Below are 16,792 nucleotides of genomic sequence, written 5' to 3' on the forward strand. Positions count from 1 at the left end.
CTTGTATACACTTAGATTTTAGTTTCTACTTGTATTTTAAAAACTGTAACGATTGAAAGTAGTTTCAGAAACACCTCATCCTACTGGTATTTGGCGAAAATTTTCTCCATCAATCCTGCTTGGAGAAAGACTAGCAAACCAAAACCAAAGAGGATAAAAGCTGACCCACCCAAAAGGAGAGTGAAGGCGGATAGATAAAGAACCATCACTATGAGAAAGAGAATGGCTAACATGAGGAAGAACCAAGGAAAGTTAAAACTTGCCAAGATAAGCCCTTTTTGCAGCACTTCTTTCCAAGACAAATCATAGCGCGCAGCGATGGGATAACTAGCCAGCATCACCAGAGTGAGGAAGATGAGAATCCCCAAACAAATAGCTTTCACAATCTGGAAAGGCAAAGCTGTCTGGCCCCAGAAAAGATAGAGGTCTAAAAGGCTTAGCAAAACTATACCCAACTCCAGCAAACCTAACTGGAAACCCAGTTTCAGATTTTGCTTGAAGGCCCTTATAAAAGTTCTAAAGACTGGTACCCGCCTGCTTCTCTTAATCTCGAACATAGTCTCATAGAGGCTGATTTTCGCCACTCCAATCGTCACGATGGGCAAACAAGAGACGACAAAAAGAAGATTGACTGTGACGATATCCAAGACCTTCACGCTGAAACGCATGAGAAAATTATCTGTATCAAATGCTGCCTTGATAAGGCTTACTCCTTTTTGTGCCATGTTTGCTCCTCCTGATTCTTTTAATCAATCAAAATTTTAAAGAGATACTTGCGAACTTTTTCTTCCATCCCTGCGTAGCCATTTGGCTGATGCGGTTCTCCTGGGAAGAAAATCGCAAAATTGTGATAGCCCAACAAGAGTGGGTATTTTTCATGACAATGGACAAAGCCAATGTCACTCGCTTCGTCGAATGCTACTGATTCATCTATGATACGTGAACCGTAGCTCGAATATTCATGTCCTTCTACCAGCAAATGCAAGTCTGCATAGTTCTTATGATGCTCAAATTGATCATTTTCAGCTTGATTGAGGACATTTTCCTGAACAACTAGAAAGACCTTGTCCCCGTCAATCTCATACTTGCCGAGTTCGAAAGAATCCTTACGGTGCTGATAGAGATAGTTAATAGCCTTGTCTAGATTGGGATGGATTCCCTTGTAAAAGGCGATGTTTTTCAAATCGTCAAAAATCATACTGTTTCCTTCGTTTCTGATAGTTACTATTTTTCAGTTTCGAATGTTCCTTTCTCTATTTCCCTGTAATAGTGCGGACGGAAGCAAATTCCTTCGGAATTTCATTCCTAATTTTTGAGCCTTTTGCTCTTTCATCGTCAGTCTCAAAAATTCCGTCTAAGATAAGCGTAAGATGCTTATCTTAGATACCACTAAAGCGGAAAATAGCCACCATAAAACGAACCTACTCTAACTAGTATCATGAAAAGAGTTCATTCTTAAGTTTATAAGTGTCTGACAAAACTTCACGAAGTAACTGCATACTCTCCATTTTGTAGACACTTATAACTCTGTATTCTCTTATACTCAATGAAAATCGAAGAACAAACTAGGAAGCTAACCCCAGGCAATACTTAAGTATGGCAAGGTAACGCTAACGTCGTTTAAACTCGATTTTCGCAAGGTCTTATCCTTTAACAGCTCCCATAGTAATCCCTTGAGTGAAGGATTTTTGGAAGACAAGGAAGACGGTTACGATTGGCACGGCTGCTAGAGCTGCACCCGCCATGATCAAACCATAGTTGGTTGCCATTTCGGCCTGCATGGTCGCAACCCCGAGTGAGATGGTCAAGTTTTGACGTGAAGTCAACATAACCAACTGCATAAAGTAGTCGTTCCAAGTATTGATGAAGGTAAAGATTGCAAGGGCTGCAAATCCTGGTTTCACGATAGGGAAGGCTACGCTCCAGAAAGTACGGATCTCACCACAACCGTCGATTTTAGCTGATTCAAGCAATTCTGTTGGGATGTTTTCACTGAACTGTTTCATGAGGAAGACCCCAAATGGCCATCCAATCAAAGGCAAAATCACTGCCCAAAGTGTATCGTGAATTCCCATGAAGTTGACGATACGTACCAATGGTACAAGGACAACTTGTTTTGGAAGAGCCATGGCAGCGATAAAGACTGCAAAGAGGATGCGTTGACCATAGAAACGTTTCTTAGCCAAGACATAACCTGCTAGAGAAGAGGTTGCACAGACTAAGAACATGGTTACCAGTGAGATAAATACAGAGTTCCACATCCACTGCATAGCAGGGTTTTGCACCATGAGTTGTTGGAAATTCTCCATGGTTGGCATTTTAGGGAACCACTGTGGCGGAATCATAATGGTGTCAGGTTGTGATTTGAAGGCCCCTGTCAAGATCCAGTAGAATGGAAAGATGAACAGTACGGTCAACAAGAGCAAGATAATCGTTGAAATAACAGTGAAAGCTGTTAAAGGTTTCTTTTGTGTAGGTTGCATAACTGTCTCCTTTCTTTAGTATTCTACGTCGTTTCCGAGGATCTTGAATTGAGCAAAGCTGACAATGGCAATCATCACTGCCAAGAAGACACCGATGGTATTTGCATAGCCGTATTCTGTCAATTGGAAGGCTTTTTCGTAAAGGTAGTACATCAAGGTACTTGTTGAATAGTTTGGACCACCAGAAGTCAACAACTGAATCAAGGCGAAACATTGGAAAGAGTTGATGGTTGTAATAATCGCGATGTAAAGAGTTGTTGGAAGGAGGCTAGGCCATTTGATCTTCCAGAACACTTGTAACGCAGTCGCACCGTCAACACGCGCTGCTTCAACTAGTGAGTTATCAATATTTCCCATAGCAGCGATATAAAGGATAATCGGTTGACCAACAGATGTTGTCAAAAGGATAATCATAATCGCTAGCAAAGCCCAGTTTTTGTCACCAAGCCAAGAAATATTTTGGCTGATGATGTGGCTTGACTTAAGGACAAAGTTCAAAATCCCTGATAGTGGGTCATAGATCCATTTCCATACAACCGTTACGGCAACACTACCTGTAACTACAGGAAGGAAGAAGACGAAACGATAGAAAGAACGGGCAATGGCATTTTGATGATAGGTTTGAGATGCTACAAAGAGCGAGAAGAGAACCACAATCGGAACAGATCCAATAACCAGGATAACGGTATTGATCAAAGACTTCATAAAGACAGGATCTTTAAACATACGAATGTAGTTGTCCAAGCCCACAAACTCAAATTTAGTCATGGAGTAGTTAAAGAAACTTGTAATGAATCCCATAATCATAGGAGCCAAGACAAAGATGACAAAGAAGAATAACACTGGTGCTAGGAAAGCGTAGGAAATCACTGTTTCCCGCATACGAATTTTATTGACTTTCACAGTCGGCACCTCTCTTTCAAATAGAATAGTTTTTGATTTTCTTGAACTGTTTTAAAACCAAAATGAAATTTTTTAAGATTCGCTTATGTAAGAACTTCATTTTAATTTCGTGACAGTTCCTACCATTTCAAATAAAAGTCCCCCTTTTCTTACACCATAGTGCACAGGGAAAAGGGGGGAATCAATCTGACTTAGTGCTTATTGTTTTGTAGCTTTTTTGATGGTTTCGTTAGCTTTTTCAGTGAAGGCTTTCAAAGCATCCGCTGGTTTTTCGTCACCATTTGATACAGATTGCAACATTGGGAACCAAAGTGTTCTCATTTCAGCAAATCCATCGATAGTGTTGTAGTATGGTGAGTAGTATTTAGTCCAGCCACTGATTGTTTCCATACGTTTGTCTTCATAAAGTTTACCAAATGAAGTACGAACTGGGAAGGCACCTGTACGAACTACGTCTTTAGGACCCCATTCTTTGTCATCTGCGATGAATTGAACGAATTTCTTAGCAGCTGCGATTTTCTTATCGTCTTTGTTGTTAAATACTGCAAATCCGTTTACAAGATATTCAAGAGATGGTTTACCAGAGTCTGATGGGAATGGTACTTCTACCACATCTACCTTACTTGCTTCTAAGAGTTTCGCTTGGATACCGTTTTGAGCTGGTGCCCAAAGGATTGTGTATGAAGTTTGACCGTTCGCAAAGTTTTGGATGTCTGCTCCACCGTCAAATTGTGAACCATTGTTCAACAAACCGTCTTTAATCCAGCTAGCCGCTTTTTCAAGACCTTTGACGAATTTAGGATCGTCTGTTGTATATTTGGTTACGTCTTTGTCTGTTACAGAACCGCCATAAAGGTTTGCGATGAAGGCACGTGTTCCTTGGTCTCCCCCTTGACCAGAACTGAACAATGAACCTGGTGTATATCCTTTATCTTTAAGCGCTTTCAAAACTTTTTCAAAGTCATCAGTTGTCCAACCTTCTTTTACAAGGTTTGCAACTCCAGCATCTTCCAACATTTTCTTGTTCATTGCCATGTAGAATGGAGCTGAACTGATTGGATACATGTAAGCTTTATCTCCAGCCTTACTTGCTTGTACGATGTTTTCGTTGTTGACATCTTTGACGAATTCGTCTGTGAAGAGGTCGTTCAACTCAGCCAATTTACCATTTTTACCGTATTGAATGATACGTCCTGGTGCGTCAAAGAGTACGTCTGGCGCTGTTCCCGCTTCGATAGCTGTTGTGATCTTTTCTGGACCTGACTTGAAGTCGATGGTTTCCAATTTCACTTTTACATCTGGATTTGCTTTTTCAAAAGCTTCGATGATTGATTTTTCATATGTTCCAACACCGTCACCCGTTTTTTCTTGTGTGAAGACTGGGAATGCCCACCAAGTAATTTCTGTTTTTCCGCTATCGCTACTAGAACTTCCAGCATCTTTACTTCCACCAGAGTTACCACAAGCCGCAAGGCCAAGAATCGCAGCACCCGCAAGTACTGTACAAGCTAGTTTTCTAAATTTCATTTGTATTCTCCTAATTGATAAGCGTATCCATATTGGATAATGAGTTCTTTGAATTTGTATACGTTTTCATTTTATCCAACGCATCGACCACTCTCCTCTGCTTTGAGATTGTGTTATTTAAGACCGGCAACAAAGCGCTCCGTAATCTCTTTTGGTCTAGTAATCGCTCCACCGACAACGATGCCTCGCACCCCATATTCAAGGATTTGCTTAGCTTGTTCTGGTGTATGAATCTTCCCTTCAGCGATGACATCCACACCTGCTTCACACAGTTTTTTGATCAGTTCAAAGTCTGGACCATCTACCTTAGGACTATAAGAGGTATAACCTGATAGGGTTGTTCCAACAAAATCAATTCCTGCTTCAACCGCTGCTATTCCCTCTTCAAAGGTACTGGTATCAGCCATCAAGAGTTGATGCGGATATTTTTCTTTGACTTGTCGGATAAAGTCCTGAATTTCCAAACCGTCGTAACGTTCACGTTTGGTGCAATCCAGAGCAATGACCTCGATGTCTAGTTCAGCCAGTTCATCCACTTCTTTCATCGTAGCTGTAATGAAAGGCTCCTGTGGCGGATAGTCACGTTTGATAATCCCGATAATCGGGAGTTTCGTAACCTCCTTAATCTCCTTGATATCGCGAACACTGTTTGCTCGGATACCGACTGCTCCACCTTGCTCAGCCGCTTTGACTAGCAAGGGAATGACTCCTCCCGCTTCTGTATAAAGCGGTTCGTGAGGAAGTGCCTGGCAAGAGACAATGATTCCATCTTTGATTTGTTCAATCAAGGCTTCTTTGCTGATCTGTGGCATCCTCTTTCCTCCCTTTCTTGTTCTTATGGGCTTATTATATATCATTTGTTAAGCGCTTTCAATAGCTTGTAGTAGAATGGATTTCAGTTTCAAAACTATTTTATAGAACAGACTATCCTGAAAGTAGTTTCAGACCTCTTATGATTTCAAATCAACCTGAATATCATAAAAAAAGATAGCAGGCTGAAAAACCTGCTATCTCTTCTGAGACTTACTCAAATAGCTTTTACTTATTATTCTTTTCTCTTCTTGCCAAATGCAAACAAGGATAAAAGAACACCTGCAAGACCAAGGGAAATCAGTGAGTTTGTTTCCTTACTTCCTGTATTTGGAAGTTCATCTTGTTTAGCTGCTGGCGCTTGATAGGTCACATCTTGGCCTAGAGACAGTTTGTTGTCTGCAGCTGCTAATACTAGATTGGTGTCTCCCTTGTACTCTGGCACTTCAAGGACTGCTGCCTCAGCACCATTGACTCCACCCTTATACTCTGGCAAGTCATTTGAAGCTGCCAAGACAAAGTTAGCACCTCCTCTATATTCCGGAAGCTCGTTTGAGGCTGCTAGAACTGCATTGACTCCACCCTTGAACTCTGGAAGTTCATGGACTGCTGCCTCAACAGCGTTGACACCACCTGTAAATTCAGGCTTTTCAACCGTTGACGCTGCTTCTTCGCCTACTGTTGATAATGGACCGGTGTACTCTGGCATCTCTGCCACTGGGGCTTCCTCAGCATTGACACCACCAGTGAATTCTGGTTTTTCTACTGTTGGAGCTGGTTCTTCACCTACTGTTGCCAATGGTCCAGTGTACTCTGGTATCTCTGCCACTGGGGCTTCCTCAGCATTAACACTACCTGTGAACTCTGGAACCTCATGGATAGCAGCTTCACTGCCATTAATACCATCGCTTAGTTTAGAGCCAGCTAAAGAAACTGGTAAATTGTGCATGCTTTCAATTGCACCCTCAGCTAGACCTGTAATTCTTTGACCCATATCCTCTGGATCTATTGTGAATAGGAGAGTTTTTGTATCGTACTGGGTCATAAAGGTTGCTGTCTTGCCATTTGCCAATTGAAGGGTCGGAGCCTTGTTTACCAATACTTCCGAATCGAACTCCATGGCTATAATGCCTGGCCATTTTTGGATAGCATATTTTACTTTTGCTTCTTTAGGAGAAACTCTTTCCTTGGTCAAGAAATCCCAGTTGAACTTCTTGAAGGAAAGTGTGTATGGAACACCTCCAGGAGCATGGTGTTCATATAAAAGTCCAAATTCATCTGGTCCGATTTGTTGAAGTGAGTTATAAGCATACTCACCTTCTTGAATCAAATGGTGGTGCAACCAAGTTAACTGACCATCTTCTTCTACACGAGCCACTCGAATATAACCATTTTTACGACCAGGACCATTTGCATTTGCTAATAGAATATACTCTTTGCCATTTTGAACCGTGTGAGTCGCAGCCATTTGAACATAAACGTCTGGCACATCGTAGCGTTCAACGTTATTGTCCCAAGTTAGACCACCATCATGACTGGTTGCAACCTGTAGATCTTCTGTCAACCCACGCATAAAGAGTTTGAGGTCCCCATTGTTTAACTGAACAACTGAAGCTTCTGTATTTTGAGCATAATAATTACTCATTGTACTTGAATCGACTACTGTACCATCATAAAGTGTACGATTGTCGTTGACACCACCACCCATATGCCAAGTCTTACCATGGTCGTCTGAGTAGATGATTCGAGATGATTGAGAACCATTGAGGTGGTTGGTACGGTTAGTTGTATAGACAGGAACGACGATTCGACCTTTATGTGGTCCAGTACGAAGGGTAATCCCCACTCCAGGACCTACTCCTAGGAATTTCATCCAATCGGCTTTGACCATCGGAGTAATATCTTGAGGCGCTGACCAGGTCTTCCCGTCGTCATCGCTGTAAGACATCCATAGGTAGCTATCCTTCGCAATTCTAAATGGAGAAGTTTTGTTTGTTGTGAAGTAGATATTGCCCAGTAGCTGGTCACCCTTGTATAGATCACCCTTGTCGCTATAGGCCGGTTTAACAGGTTCTACAACAACACGGTAGTCTGTTGCTTTACCATCTGGAGTGTAAACTGTACCATTTTCTCGAATAGTATAAGCTTCCTGTTCACCTTCTCGATAGAGGAGTTGATAGGTTTTACCATTGATTTCTTTGTAGGCTTCTTCTTTTTGCGAAGACATTCCAAAGATTCCTTTTCCTTCTGGGAACATGTCATAAATGGCAAAAATGCGTTTGGTTTCAGGATCTTGAGTCAGGGTCATATCGATATTCACTGGTGAACCGATTGATGGATCAGAAGCCTTTGGATTGTCACGTAGGTTGGTAATAGTTACTCGATCTCCCCAAGTTTTACCATTATCTTTACTGCGTCTAATGACCATGCCGATATCACCCCAGTCACTCGAATGGAGACGGCGTTCATCTGCACCTGCAATCAGCGTTCCTTTATCTGTCTTGAGAAGGGCTGGGATACGATAACTCTTGATACCATCTTTATTTGGTTGATTGTTCCTACCACCTTCAAAGACGTCTTCTTTCTCAGTGACTTTTGCTCCCTCAGGAAGTTTCTGTTCCAATTCACCTCTTTCAAATAATTGACTTCGTGTTTGAACTTCATCTGGGTTTAAAGCACGATCGTAAACAGTTAGGTTTCGTACTTGTAGGTTTGATGCCCAAACAGTTTTATTGCCCCGTTTGGTTGCTCCAAGTTGAGCTTGATTAACATCTGGCATATCTTTGATGAAGTTACCAGATTTGAGACTTGTTCGAGATAAGACACCATTCACATAAAGACGAACTCGACCATGAGGTAACTCTGCTGTTGGTTGTTCGACAGTAAAGGTCACGGAATTCCATTGTCCAGGACGAACTTTCAAAGGAGCATCTGTATACTTATCATAGAACTGCTCTCCATTAGCGCCACGCCCTTCAATAAGAGCTGTATTATCAAGGACCGACATAGTAAAGTACTCATTTTCCTTGGTGTCACTGGATACAGAAAAGAGATTGTAAAAGCGTGGAGCTGATGCATCTGGTTTGAACTCCATGTGAACTGTAGCATTTTTTAGTTGCTTTAGTTTGTCTAGTTCATTTGATAAATCAACTCTCTGACCATTTGCTGCATTGGTTTCAACATCTTCTTTTTCAAGGACAGGATTAGCATTTTTTAAATCTCTTGAGTAATAGTCACGAGGAATAGCACCCTGATCCTCTGATTCCTCTTCCTTATTTGCTTCTTCTGCAGGGGTTTCCGTAGAGGATGGGGTTTCTGATTCTGCACTCTCATTTTTTTTCAAATGATCTTGGTCCACCTCAACGCCGTTGTCTTGAGCTGCTGCCAATTTACCAGCCAAATCCTTATCCAAATGAGCAAGATCTCCCGAGGACGCTTCTTTTGGTAACTCTGATAATCCTTGCCCTTGACCAGAATCGACTGTTTCTGTACTAGCGCCTGCTGCATTGGCTTGCTCTTGGGCTAAGACTGGATTTACTCCAAATACTACTGTACCAATCACTACTGAGGCTGCTCCGATTGCAAATTTTCGAATTCCGTATCGCTGTTTCCGATGTAAAGAGTTGTAATTCATGTTTGTCCTTCCATTTTTCATAAAAAATAAAGCGCTTTCTTTTTTCTTTAAAAATTTTTATTGCCTCTTAAGAGAGACAAGATTTAACAAGAAAGTAACAACTAAATGAGAGCTCCCGTTCCTCTCTCATTTTCTACTAGGTCATACCTTTAATCACCCAGTAGCCATCTCCCTCCTTTCAAAAGTGACTTTTCCTTTATTATACAATAAAGTCTTATATTTATATCTGTGTTCCCACAGAATAGATTTTACTTTTAAGAATATTTTAATATTTTAAATTTTCTAAAAGTACTTTCAGGTTTTGGGCATAAAAAAGAGAGCTCCTGGGCTCTCCCATTCATTATCTTACGTACTTAAAAGGAATCTCACTACCACAGAGCCAGTTATAAATCTGGTCATTGACAAAAACATTCATGGCTTCGTGGGCATACTCAGGCATGATGCGATAGGCCTTGTCGCAAGTTAGGCGGTTGTAAATCGCAAACTGGGTAATAGGATAGCAAACATCGTCGTCCAAGCCCGTAATCATCTTGACCTCACCTTTAATACGATGGGCAAGATTTTTCACATCGATATAGGCAAGAGTCGCCATGATTTCCTCCTCTGTTTCATGGAAGGGATCGTGGAACTTGAAATATCGGAAGAGTTCATCATAGGCTTCACTGGTATTGCCAATCTCAAGCACTCGTCTAAAGTCTGACAAGAAAGGATGGATGGCAACTGTTTTCTGAATCCGAGGATTGAGCGCTGCAGCAACCAAGGCTAAAGCCCCACCTTGTGAGGCACCATAGCTAGAAAGTCTTTTCTCATCCACCTGAGGCAGACTAGCAACAATTTCAACTAACTGGTATATATCCAGATAAACATCCTTATAAAAGAGATGCTCCCGACCTTCCACAGCACCACGGATGATATGCCCCTTCACCGTATTTCCTAGTGGAGAGCGCAAGCCGTCTTGCGAATAGCCCGACTGGCCCCGCACATCCATGGAAACAACACCGTAACCAGCCACAGTATAGGCCAGCATATCAGTCCAGTCCCAGCCACGTCCCATATAACCATGGAAATGGAAGATTAACGGAACTTTCTCATCACTCTTTGGAAGGACGACACGCGCATAAACCTTGCCTTCATTGGTTCCTTCAAAAGTAAGTTCATAGCACTTGACTTGAGGAATATGGAAATCTCTTTCCTCCAACTGGTAGGTTGGAAGAGATGAAACTTTTTTGACCTCTTCATCCCAGAAAGCATCAAAGTCTTCTGGAATCTCATCCCGTCCTAGATAAGTCTTGATTTCTTCTAGTAAAGCTGGATTTTTCATAGCATGCTCCTTTAATTTTGTAATCGCTATCATAACTCTAGCATATCTAGGAAAGCAATGCAAGAAAGAAAGATAAACAGAAAGTGATTTTAGATTCTCTTTCCTCAAACCTATCGCCTGAAAGTAGTTTTAAAAATAAAAAGAGCGTTTCCGCTCTTTGGTTATCAATAGGTGCTAGCTCCTTTCTCTAGTTTGAAAGTCTGATATTTCTTTTGGTAGGTTACTTTAATAGTCATGTGAGAGTCCTCGTTTCTTTTTGATGACTCTAGTATAAGGCCCAAACCTAAAAGCTAGCTTAAGTTTTCCTTAGAGAAAGCTTATACTCAATGAAAATCAAAGAGCAAACTAGGAAACTAGCCGCAGGTTGCTCAAAGCACTGCTTTGAGGTTGTAGATAAGACTGACGAAGTCAGTTACATATATAATCCAAGGCGACGTTGACGTGGTTTGAAGAGATTTTCGAAGAGTATTAATCTAGATGTTCTTTCTTTTCTAGATGGAGAGCAATCATGCGCCATTCTAGATCCTCTTTCCAACCTTCTATAGAACTAATGTAGCTGGCAACCTTTCTGGCTTCTTCTAAAATCGGAAAATCTTCGATAATATCAGCCACTTGAAACTCTGGAAGTCCTGACTGTCTGGTTCCAAAAATCTCACCAGAACCACGCATCTTCAAATCTTCCTCTGCAAGGACAAATCCATTGGTCGTTTCCGTCATGATGCGCATGCGGTCTTTCCCAGAATCAGTCTTGGGATTAGCCACAAGAACAGCATAGGATTGCTTGTCTCCCCGACCAACACGACCTCTGAGCTGGTGAAGCTGACTGAGACCGAACCGATCCGCATCCATGATAATCATGACGGTCGCATTGGGGACATTAACCCCAACCTCGATAACTGTCGTCGAAACCAGAATGTCCGTTTTTCTCTCTTTGAAATCCTGCATAATCTGGTCTTTTTCATCACTCTTCATCTTACCATGTAGAAGAGCCACTTCTGCCTTACCTGCAAAATGAGCCGTCAACTCCTCAGATAAGGCAATGGCATTTTTCAGATCCAGAGCTTCAGATTCTTCAATCAAGGGAGAGATAACGTAGGCTTGCGAACCCTTTTGGATTTCCCCCTCTAACCAAGTCAAAACCTGAGGCAGCTGCTCATGCTTAATCCAGCGAGTCACAATAGGCTTCCGACCTGCTGGCATCTGGTCAATAATAGAAACATCCATATCTCCAAAGGCTGTGATAGCCAGGGTTCGTGGAATCGGTGTCGCCGTCATCATGAGAACGTCAGGGTTGTCGCCTTTTTCCCGCAGAACACGCCTTTGCCCCACACCAAAACGGTGCTGCTCATCGATGATAATCAAACCAAGGCGGGCATAATCAACCCCATCTTGTATCAAAGCATGAGTGCCGATAATAAAGTCGGCCTCACCCTTGGCAATAGTCTCCAAGACTTCTCTTTTTTCTGCAGCTTTTAAGGAACCTGTCAAGAGAGCCAGTTTCAAGTCTGGAAAAAGGCTCTTCAAACTCTCAAAGTGTTGCTCTGCTAGGATTTCTGTTGGCACCATGAGAGCTGCCTGATAGCCAGACGTCACCGCCGCAAACATAGCCAAGCCAGCAACCACCGTCTTTCCGCTCCCTACATCTCCTTGCAAGAGACGATTCATGTGATGGTCCGACTTCATGTCGGTCAAAATTTCCTGCAAACTTTTTTCCTGAGCTTGGGTCAGGGCGAAAGGCAGGCTTTCTTTAACGGCTATCACTTTTTCCTGGGACCAGTTCAGAACCAGACCGCTTCCCTGAACTCTATTTTCAGACTTGAGTGACTGCAACTGCATCTGAAAATAAAAGAGTTCTTCAAACTTGATACGACGAAGGGCCTGCTTGTATTCTGCCAAATCCTTAGGAAAATGCATAGCGCGAACAGCCTGGCAACGGGACATGAGTTTGTATTTATCCAGTAAAGACTGGGGAAGATTTTCCTCAATCAAGAGATCCAATCCTTGATCAAAAGCTGTCTTGATGACCTTGACCAGACTGGCCTGACTGATTCCTTGAGCCAGACGATAAACAGGTTGGAGGTCATCCTCCACCTGAGCTAGAACCTTCATACCTGTCAGACTGGCCTTAGCACGGTCCCATTTTCCAAAAACGGCAAGAGTTGCACCCAACTCTATCTTATCAGCCAGATAGGGTTGGTTAAAAAAATTCACCGCAAAAACGACCTCTCCCTGCTTGAGGCTAAAACGCAGGCGATTGCGCTTGAAACCATAATACTGGACACTAGCGGGAGTCACGACTTGACCAGACAGAACCGCCTTCTCCCCATCTTCCAATTCCAGGACCTGCTTGGTTTTGAAGTCTTCGTAACGAAAAGGAAAGTAGAGCAAGAGGTCTTGCAAGTTTTCAATCCCTAGTTTGGCGTATTTCTCTGCTGATTTTGGTCCCACACCAGGTAAGACATGCAAGGGTTGGTGTAGATTCATGCTCCACTCCTTTCTTTTTAATAATATTCTCTCGGAATGCGGTCGCTGAGGAGGCAAACCACCTCATAGTTAATGGTTCCACGGTAGGTCGCTACCTGAGTAGCTGTGATTTCCTTGTCGCCGTTGGTGCCGATTAGGGTTACTTTTGTTCCTAGCGGATAAATCTTAGGCAGACGAATAGTGATTTGGTCCATAGATACTCGTCCGACGATTGGGCACGTTTCTCCATCTACCAAGACAGAGAAATTCTGCATGTCTCGTGTCCAACCATCCGCATAACCGATTGGCACCGTCGCAATGACTTGCTCACTATCCGCTTGATAGGTGGCTCCATAGCCCATGCAAGCTCCAGCTGGAACTGTCTTGACATGAACCAGGGCAGACTCCAAGGTCAAGGCTGGTGTCAAATCATAGGGTAAGTCCAAAACCTCTCCACTTGGATTGAGACCATACATGGCATCTCCCATACGGACTGCATTGAAAATAGTCTCTGCATGCCAGAGGGTCGTTGCCGAATTGCTGGCATGAACCAGCTCTGGAACTTCCTTCATACTTGCCAAAATAGCTTTAAAGCATTCTAACTGAGCATTAAAATAGTCATCTGATTCTTCATCTGCAGTAGCAAAGTGGGTAAAAATCCCCTCAACGCGAGCACCGTATTGTTGGAGCAAGGCTTGAGCCTGCTCTGCCTCACTGGAATCTCGGAAACCAATCCGTCCCATCCCTGAGTCAATCTTGAGGTGAACTGTTAAGCCAGATAAATCTGTCTCCCTAGCTAAGAGCGCTTGAATCCACTCCAGCCCAGCCACAGTCAAGGTGATGTCGTATTCTTTTGCTAGAGCAACAACTTCTAGCTCAGAAACTCCTAAGATGAGAATTTTCTTGCTGAGTCCAGCCTGACGAAGTTCGATGGCTTCATCAATATTGGAAACACAAAATCCATCAACATCGTCCTGAATCGCCATCGCAACGGCAACAGCCCCATGACCATAGGCATTGGCCTTGACCACTGCCCACTTGAGCGTTCCTTCAGGGATATGAGCCCCCATTTGCTTAATATTTTGTCGAATAGCTCCCAGATTTATCAGAGCCTTGGTTGGTCTATGTGGACTAGCTTTCATGATTTTCCTCCAAAATAACACTGGCTGTCACAAACTGATCTGTATGGCTGATCGATAGCCAAATTTTTCCTGAAAACGGGGACTGACTAAAATAGGGAGCCCCGCGTTCATTGTTCAAAACTTCCAAATCCTGAAAGGTCAGTTTGCCAATTCCTGTCCCCATAGCCTTGGAAAAGGCCTCCTTAGCCGACCAGCGACCTGCCAAGTATTCGATCTGTCTGCGCCCTTTGAGACTGGCAAAACGCTCCATTTCTTTAGGGGTCAGCACGCGCTTAGCAAAGCCCTCACGTCGTGTAACTGCGTTTTCTATCGAAGCCAATTCTTCGATGTCAATTCCGTGTCCAACTATCATACTCATAAAAGGAGCTGAGAATCCCCCAACTCCATCCTTTTCACTTATTTTGTTAAGGTAGTATAAATTTCTTCTACCAAGGCTACTGTATTTTCCCAGCCTAGACAAGGGTCAGTTATGGAGCAACCAAAGACCTCTGGTTGATTTTGGCGACCATCTGCTAGGTAAGATTCGATCATAAAGCCTCGAACCGTCTTTTTAATCTTTTCATTCCAGTCACGATTCAGCAAGGCTTGACGAACAATGCGAATTTGTTCCATATACTGCTTGCCAGAATTGTCATGATTGGTATCGATGATAATGAAGGGATTTTCAAGTCCCATAGTCTCATAGCGATTGATGGCATTTAAGAGTGTTTCATAGTAGAAATTAGGTTCATTTTTACCATATTCGTTCATGGCACCACGAAGAATAACGTGGGCCAAAGGATTTCCTGAAGTTTCCACTTCTTGTCCATGGTAAAGGAAGGTTTGCTTGTTTTGAGCTGCATAGATAGCATTAAACATAACCCCAAGGTTCCCAGATGTTGGATTTTTCATTCCAACTGGAGCATCAATACCAGAGGCTACAAAACGGTGTTCTTGGTCCTCCACTGAACGAGCCCCTACAGCATGGTAGCTGACTAGATCATCAACCAAAACGAGATTTGACGGATAAAGCATCTCATCAGCTGTCGTCAAGCCCGTCTCCGTAATCACACGGTAGTGCAGCTGACGAACAGCCTGCAAGCCATTGATGAGACTAGGCGCTTCGCTGGTATTTGGTTGATGAATCATGCCCTTATAGCCATCTCCATTAGTACGAGGTTTAGCCGTATAGACACGCATCACGATAAAGATTTTATCCGCAACTTTTTTCTGCAAGTCGGCTAAGCGACGAGCATATTCGAGTACTGCTTCTTCATTGTCAGAAGAACAAGGCCCCATCACCAAAAGGATTCGGTCGTCCTCACCCGAGATAATGGCTGCCAACTCTCTATCGCGGGCTTCTTTCTTTCGCAAGGCTTCAGGTGACAACTGGGTCGCAGCCTTGATTGCTTCAATATCAATTTCTTGACCTTTTTCGATAAATGCCATCTTACTCTCCTAGCGTTTGGTAAATTTCACGAACAAGTGCTTCTGTGTTGTCCCATCCGAGACACGGATCTGTAATGGACTTCCCAAAAACTTCTGGCTCATTTTGACGTCCATCTTCCAGATAGGACTCAATCATAAAACCACGAACGTATTTTTTGATTTTCTCATTCCAGTCACGGTTAATCAAGGTCTGACGAACGATACGGATTTGATCCATGTACTGCTTGCCTGAATTGTCATGATTGGTATCGATGATGATAAAGGGATTTTCCAAGCCCATCTTTTCGTACTGATCAATGGTATCCATCAAATTGTCATAGTAGTAGTTAGGAATATTCTTCCCGTATTCATTCAAGGCACCGCGAAGAATGGCGTGGGACAATGGATTCCCTGTTGTTTCCACCTCTTTACCAAGGAAAAGGAAACTCTGTTTATTTTGCGCTGCGTAAATCCCGTTAAACATAACATTGAGATTTCCAGATGTGGGATTTTTAAATCCTGTTGAAAAGTCTGCTCCACTCGCTACAAAACGGTGCTGTTGATCCTCTACAGAACGAGCTCCAACAGCCATATAAGAAATCAAATCATCCACCAGCGGAAGATTTTCAGGATAAAGCATCTCATCAGCTGTTGTCATTCCCGTCTCGGTAATCACACGGTAGTGCAGTTGGCGAACAGCCTTGATCCCATTGATCAAGCTAGGAGCTTCTGTCGCATTTGGTTGATGAATCAAGCCCTTATAGCCATCTCCATTGGTACGAGGTTTAGCTGTATAGACACGCATGACCATAAAAATACGGTCTTTGACCTCTTCTTGCAAAGTAGATAGACGCTTGGCATACTCGAGAACCGCCTCTTCATTATCAGATGAACATGGTCCAATCACCAAGAGAATACGCTGGTCCTCCCCACGAATGATGGCTTCCAATTCCTGATTACGTTGATTTTTTCTCGCAAGAGCCGCTCCCTCTAATTTAGACAAGGCGCGAACTTCTTCAATGTTAATTTTAGGACTTTTAGCTTTAAATACCATGATTCATCTCCTTATAAAGCAAACGGACACCAAGCAAAAAATGATTTT

Annotated in this window: 13 protein-coding genes; all 13 read right to left on the minus strand. The window is 42.8% G+C overall.

Annotated features, from left to right (window positions below; all coding sequences use genetic code 11):
* Positions 1–80 precede the first annotated feature (80 nt).
* Positions 81–725: a YesL family protein gene (locus tag AXF18_RS00690; RefSeq protein WP_065371337.1), complete on the minus strand. Its 645-nt coding sequence runs from the start codon at positions 723–725 to the stop codon at positions 81–83.
* Positions 726–745: 20 nt separating this feature from the next.
* Entirely contained in the window at positions 746–1,198 is a 453-nt protein-coding gene (locus AXF18_RS00695; RefSeq protein ID WP_065371338.1) for a YhcH/YjgK/YiaL family protein, read from the minus strand.
* 445 nt (positions 1,199–1,643) lie between these two features.
* On the minus strand, positions 1,644–2,483 hold the full coding sequence (locus tag AXF18_RS00700) for a carbohydrate ABC transporter permease (RefSeq protein ID WP_001183243.1): 840 nt from the start codon (positions 2,481–2,483) through the stop codon (positions 1,644–1,646).
* A gap of 15 nt (positions 2,484–2,498) precedes the next feature.
* Positions 2,499–3,365, minus strand: coding sequence for a carbohydrate ABC transporter permease (locus AXF18_RS00705; RefSeq protein WP_172837213.1), 867 nt, complete (start codon positions 3,363–3,365; stop codon positions 2,499–2,501).
* 219 nt (positions 3,366–3,584) lie between these two features.
* On the minus strand, positions 3,585–4,913 hold the full coding sequence (locus AXF18_RS00710) for an extracellular solute-binding protein (protein ID WP_000672117.1): 1,329 nt from the start codon (positions 4,911–4,913) through the stop codon (positions 3,585–3,587).
* A gap of 113 nt (positions 4,914–5,026) precedes the next feature.
* The gene (locus tag AXF18_RS00715; protein WP_001135645.1) at positions 5,027–5,725 is read right to left on the minus strand and encodes an N-acetylmannosamine-6-phosphate 2-epimerase; all 699 of its coding nucleotides are present in this window, start codon (positions 5,723–5,725) and stop codon (positions 5,027–5,029) included.
* Between the two features lie 233 nt (positions 5,726–5,958).
* Positions 5,959–9,357, minus strand: a complete 3,399-nt coding sequence (locus tag AXF18_RS00720) for an SIALI-17 repeat-containing surface protein (RefSeq protein ID WP_065371340.1) — start codon at positions 9,355–9,357, stop codon at positions 5,959–5,961.
* 340 nt (positions 9,358–9,697) lie between these two features.
* Entirely contained in the window at positions 9,698–10,678 is a 981-nt protein-coding gene (locus AXF18_RS00725; protein WP_049550297.1) for an acetylxylan esterase, read from the minus strand.
* A gap of 468 nt (positions 10,679–11,146) precedes the next feature.
* Positions 11,147–13,162: an ATP-dependent DNA helicase RecG gene (gene recG / locus AXF18_RS00730; RefSeq protein ID WP_065371341.1), complete on the minus strand. Its 2,016-nt coding sequence runs from the start codon at positions 13,160–13,162 to the stop codon at positions 11,147–11,149.
* A gap of 17 nt (positions 13,163–13,179) precedes the next feature.
* On the minus strand, positions 13,180–14,283 hold the full coding sequence (gene alr, locus AXF18_RS00735) for an alanine racemase (RefSeq protein WP_065371342.1): 1,104 nt from the start codon (positions 14,281–14,283) through the stop codon (positions 13,180–13,182).
* On the minus strand, positions 14,273–14,635 hold the full coding sequence (acpS, locus tag AXF18_RS00740) for a holo-ACP synthase (protein ID WP_057489321.1): 363 nt from the start codon (positions 14,633–14,635) through the stop codon (positions 14,273–14,275). The genes alr and acpS overlap by 11 nt, the downstream gene beginning before the upstream one ends.
* A 44-nt stretch (positions 14,636–14,679) precedes the next feature.
* Positions 14,680–15,711: a 3-deoxy-7-phosphoheptulonate synthase gene (locus tag AXF18_RS00745; RefSeq protein ID WP_000864028.1), complete on the minus strand. Its 1,032-nt coding sequence runs from the start codon at positions 15,709–15,711 to the stop codon at positions 14,680–14,682.
* Position 15,712: 1 nt separating this feature from the next.
* A complete protein-coding gene (locus AXF18_RS00750; protein ID WP_065371343.1) occupies positions 15,713–16,744 on the minus strand; it encodes a 3-deoxy-7-phosphoheptulonate synthase in 1,032 nt (343 codons plus the stop codon).
* Positions 16,745–16,792 lie beyond the last annotated feature (48 nt).

This window comes from Streptococcus sp. oral taxon 064, assembly GCF_001683375.1.
In the GTDB taxonomy this organism is placed as follows: domain Bacteria; phylum Bacillota; class Bacilli; order Lactobacillales; family Streptococcaceae; genus Streptococcus; species Streptococcus oralis_S.

Excerpts from the sequence above, each read along its gene's own strand:
- AXF18_RS00690 (WP_065371337.1), bottom strand. The coding sequence starts at position 725 with ATGGCACAAAAAGGAGTAAGCCTTATCAAGGCAGCATTTGATACAGAT.
- AXF18_RS00695 (WP_065371338.1), bottom strand. The coding sequence starts at position 1,198 with ATGATTTTTGACGATTTGAAAAACATCGCCTTTTACAAGGGAATCCAT.
- AXF18_RS00700 (WP_001183243.1), bottom strand. The coding sequence starts at position 2,483 with ATGCAACCTACACAAAAGAAACCTTTAACAGCTTTCACTGTTATTTCA.
- AXF18_RS00705 (WP_172837213.1), bottom strand. The coding sequence starts at position 3,365 with ATGCGGGAAACAGTGATTTCCTACGCTTTCCTAGCACCAGTGTTATTC.
- AXF18_RS00710 (WP_000672117.1), bottom strand. The coding sequence starts at position 4,913 with ATGAAATTTAGAAAACTAGCTTGTACAGTACTTGCGGGTGCTGCGATT.
- AXF18_RS00715 (WP_001135645.1), bottom strand. The coding sequence starts at position 5,725 with ATGCCACAGATCAGCAAAGAAGCCTTGATTGAACAAATCAAAGATGGA.
- AXF18_RS00720 (WP_065371340.1), bottom strand. The coding sequence starts at position 9,357 with ATGAATTACAACTCTTTACATCGGAAACAGCGATACGGAATTCGAAAA.
- AXF18_RS00725 (WP_049550297.1), bottom strand. The coding sequence starts at position 10,678 with ATGAAAAATCCAGCTTTACTAGAAGAAATCAAGACTTATCTAGGACGG.
- recG (WP_065371341.1), bottom strand. The coding sequence starts at position 13,162 with ATGAATCTACACCAACCCTTGCATGTCTTACCTGGTGTGGGACCAAAA.
- alr (WP_065371342.1), bottom strand. The coding sequence starts at position 14,283 with ATGAAAGCTAGTCCACATAGACCAACCAAGGCTCTGATAAATCTGGGA.
- acpS (WP_057489321.1), bottom strand. The coding sequence starts at position 14,635 with ATGATAGTTGGACACGGAATTGACATCGAAGAATTGGCTTCGATAGAA.
- AXF18_RS00745 (WP_000864028.1), bottom strand. The coding sequence starts at position 15,711 with ATGGCATTTATCGAAAAAGGTCAAGAAATTGATATTGAAGCAATCAAG.
- AXF18_RS00750 (WP_065371343.1), bottom strand. The coding sequence starts at position 16,744 with ATGGTATTTAAAGCTAAAAGTCCTAAAATTAACATTGAAGAAGTTCGC.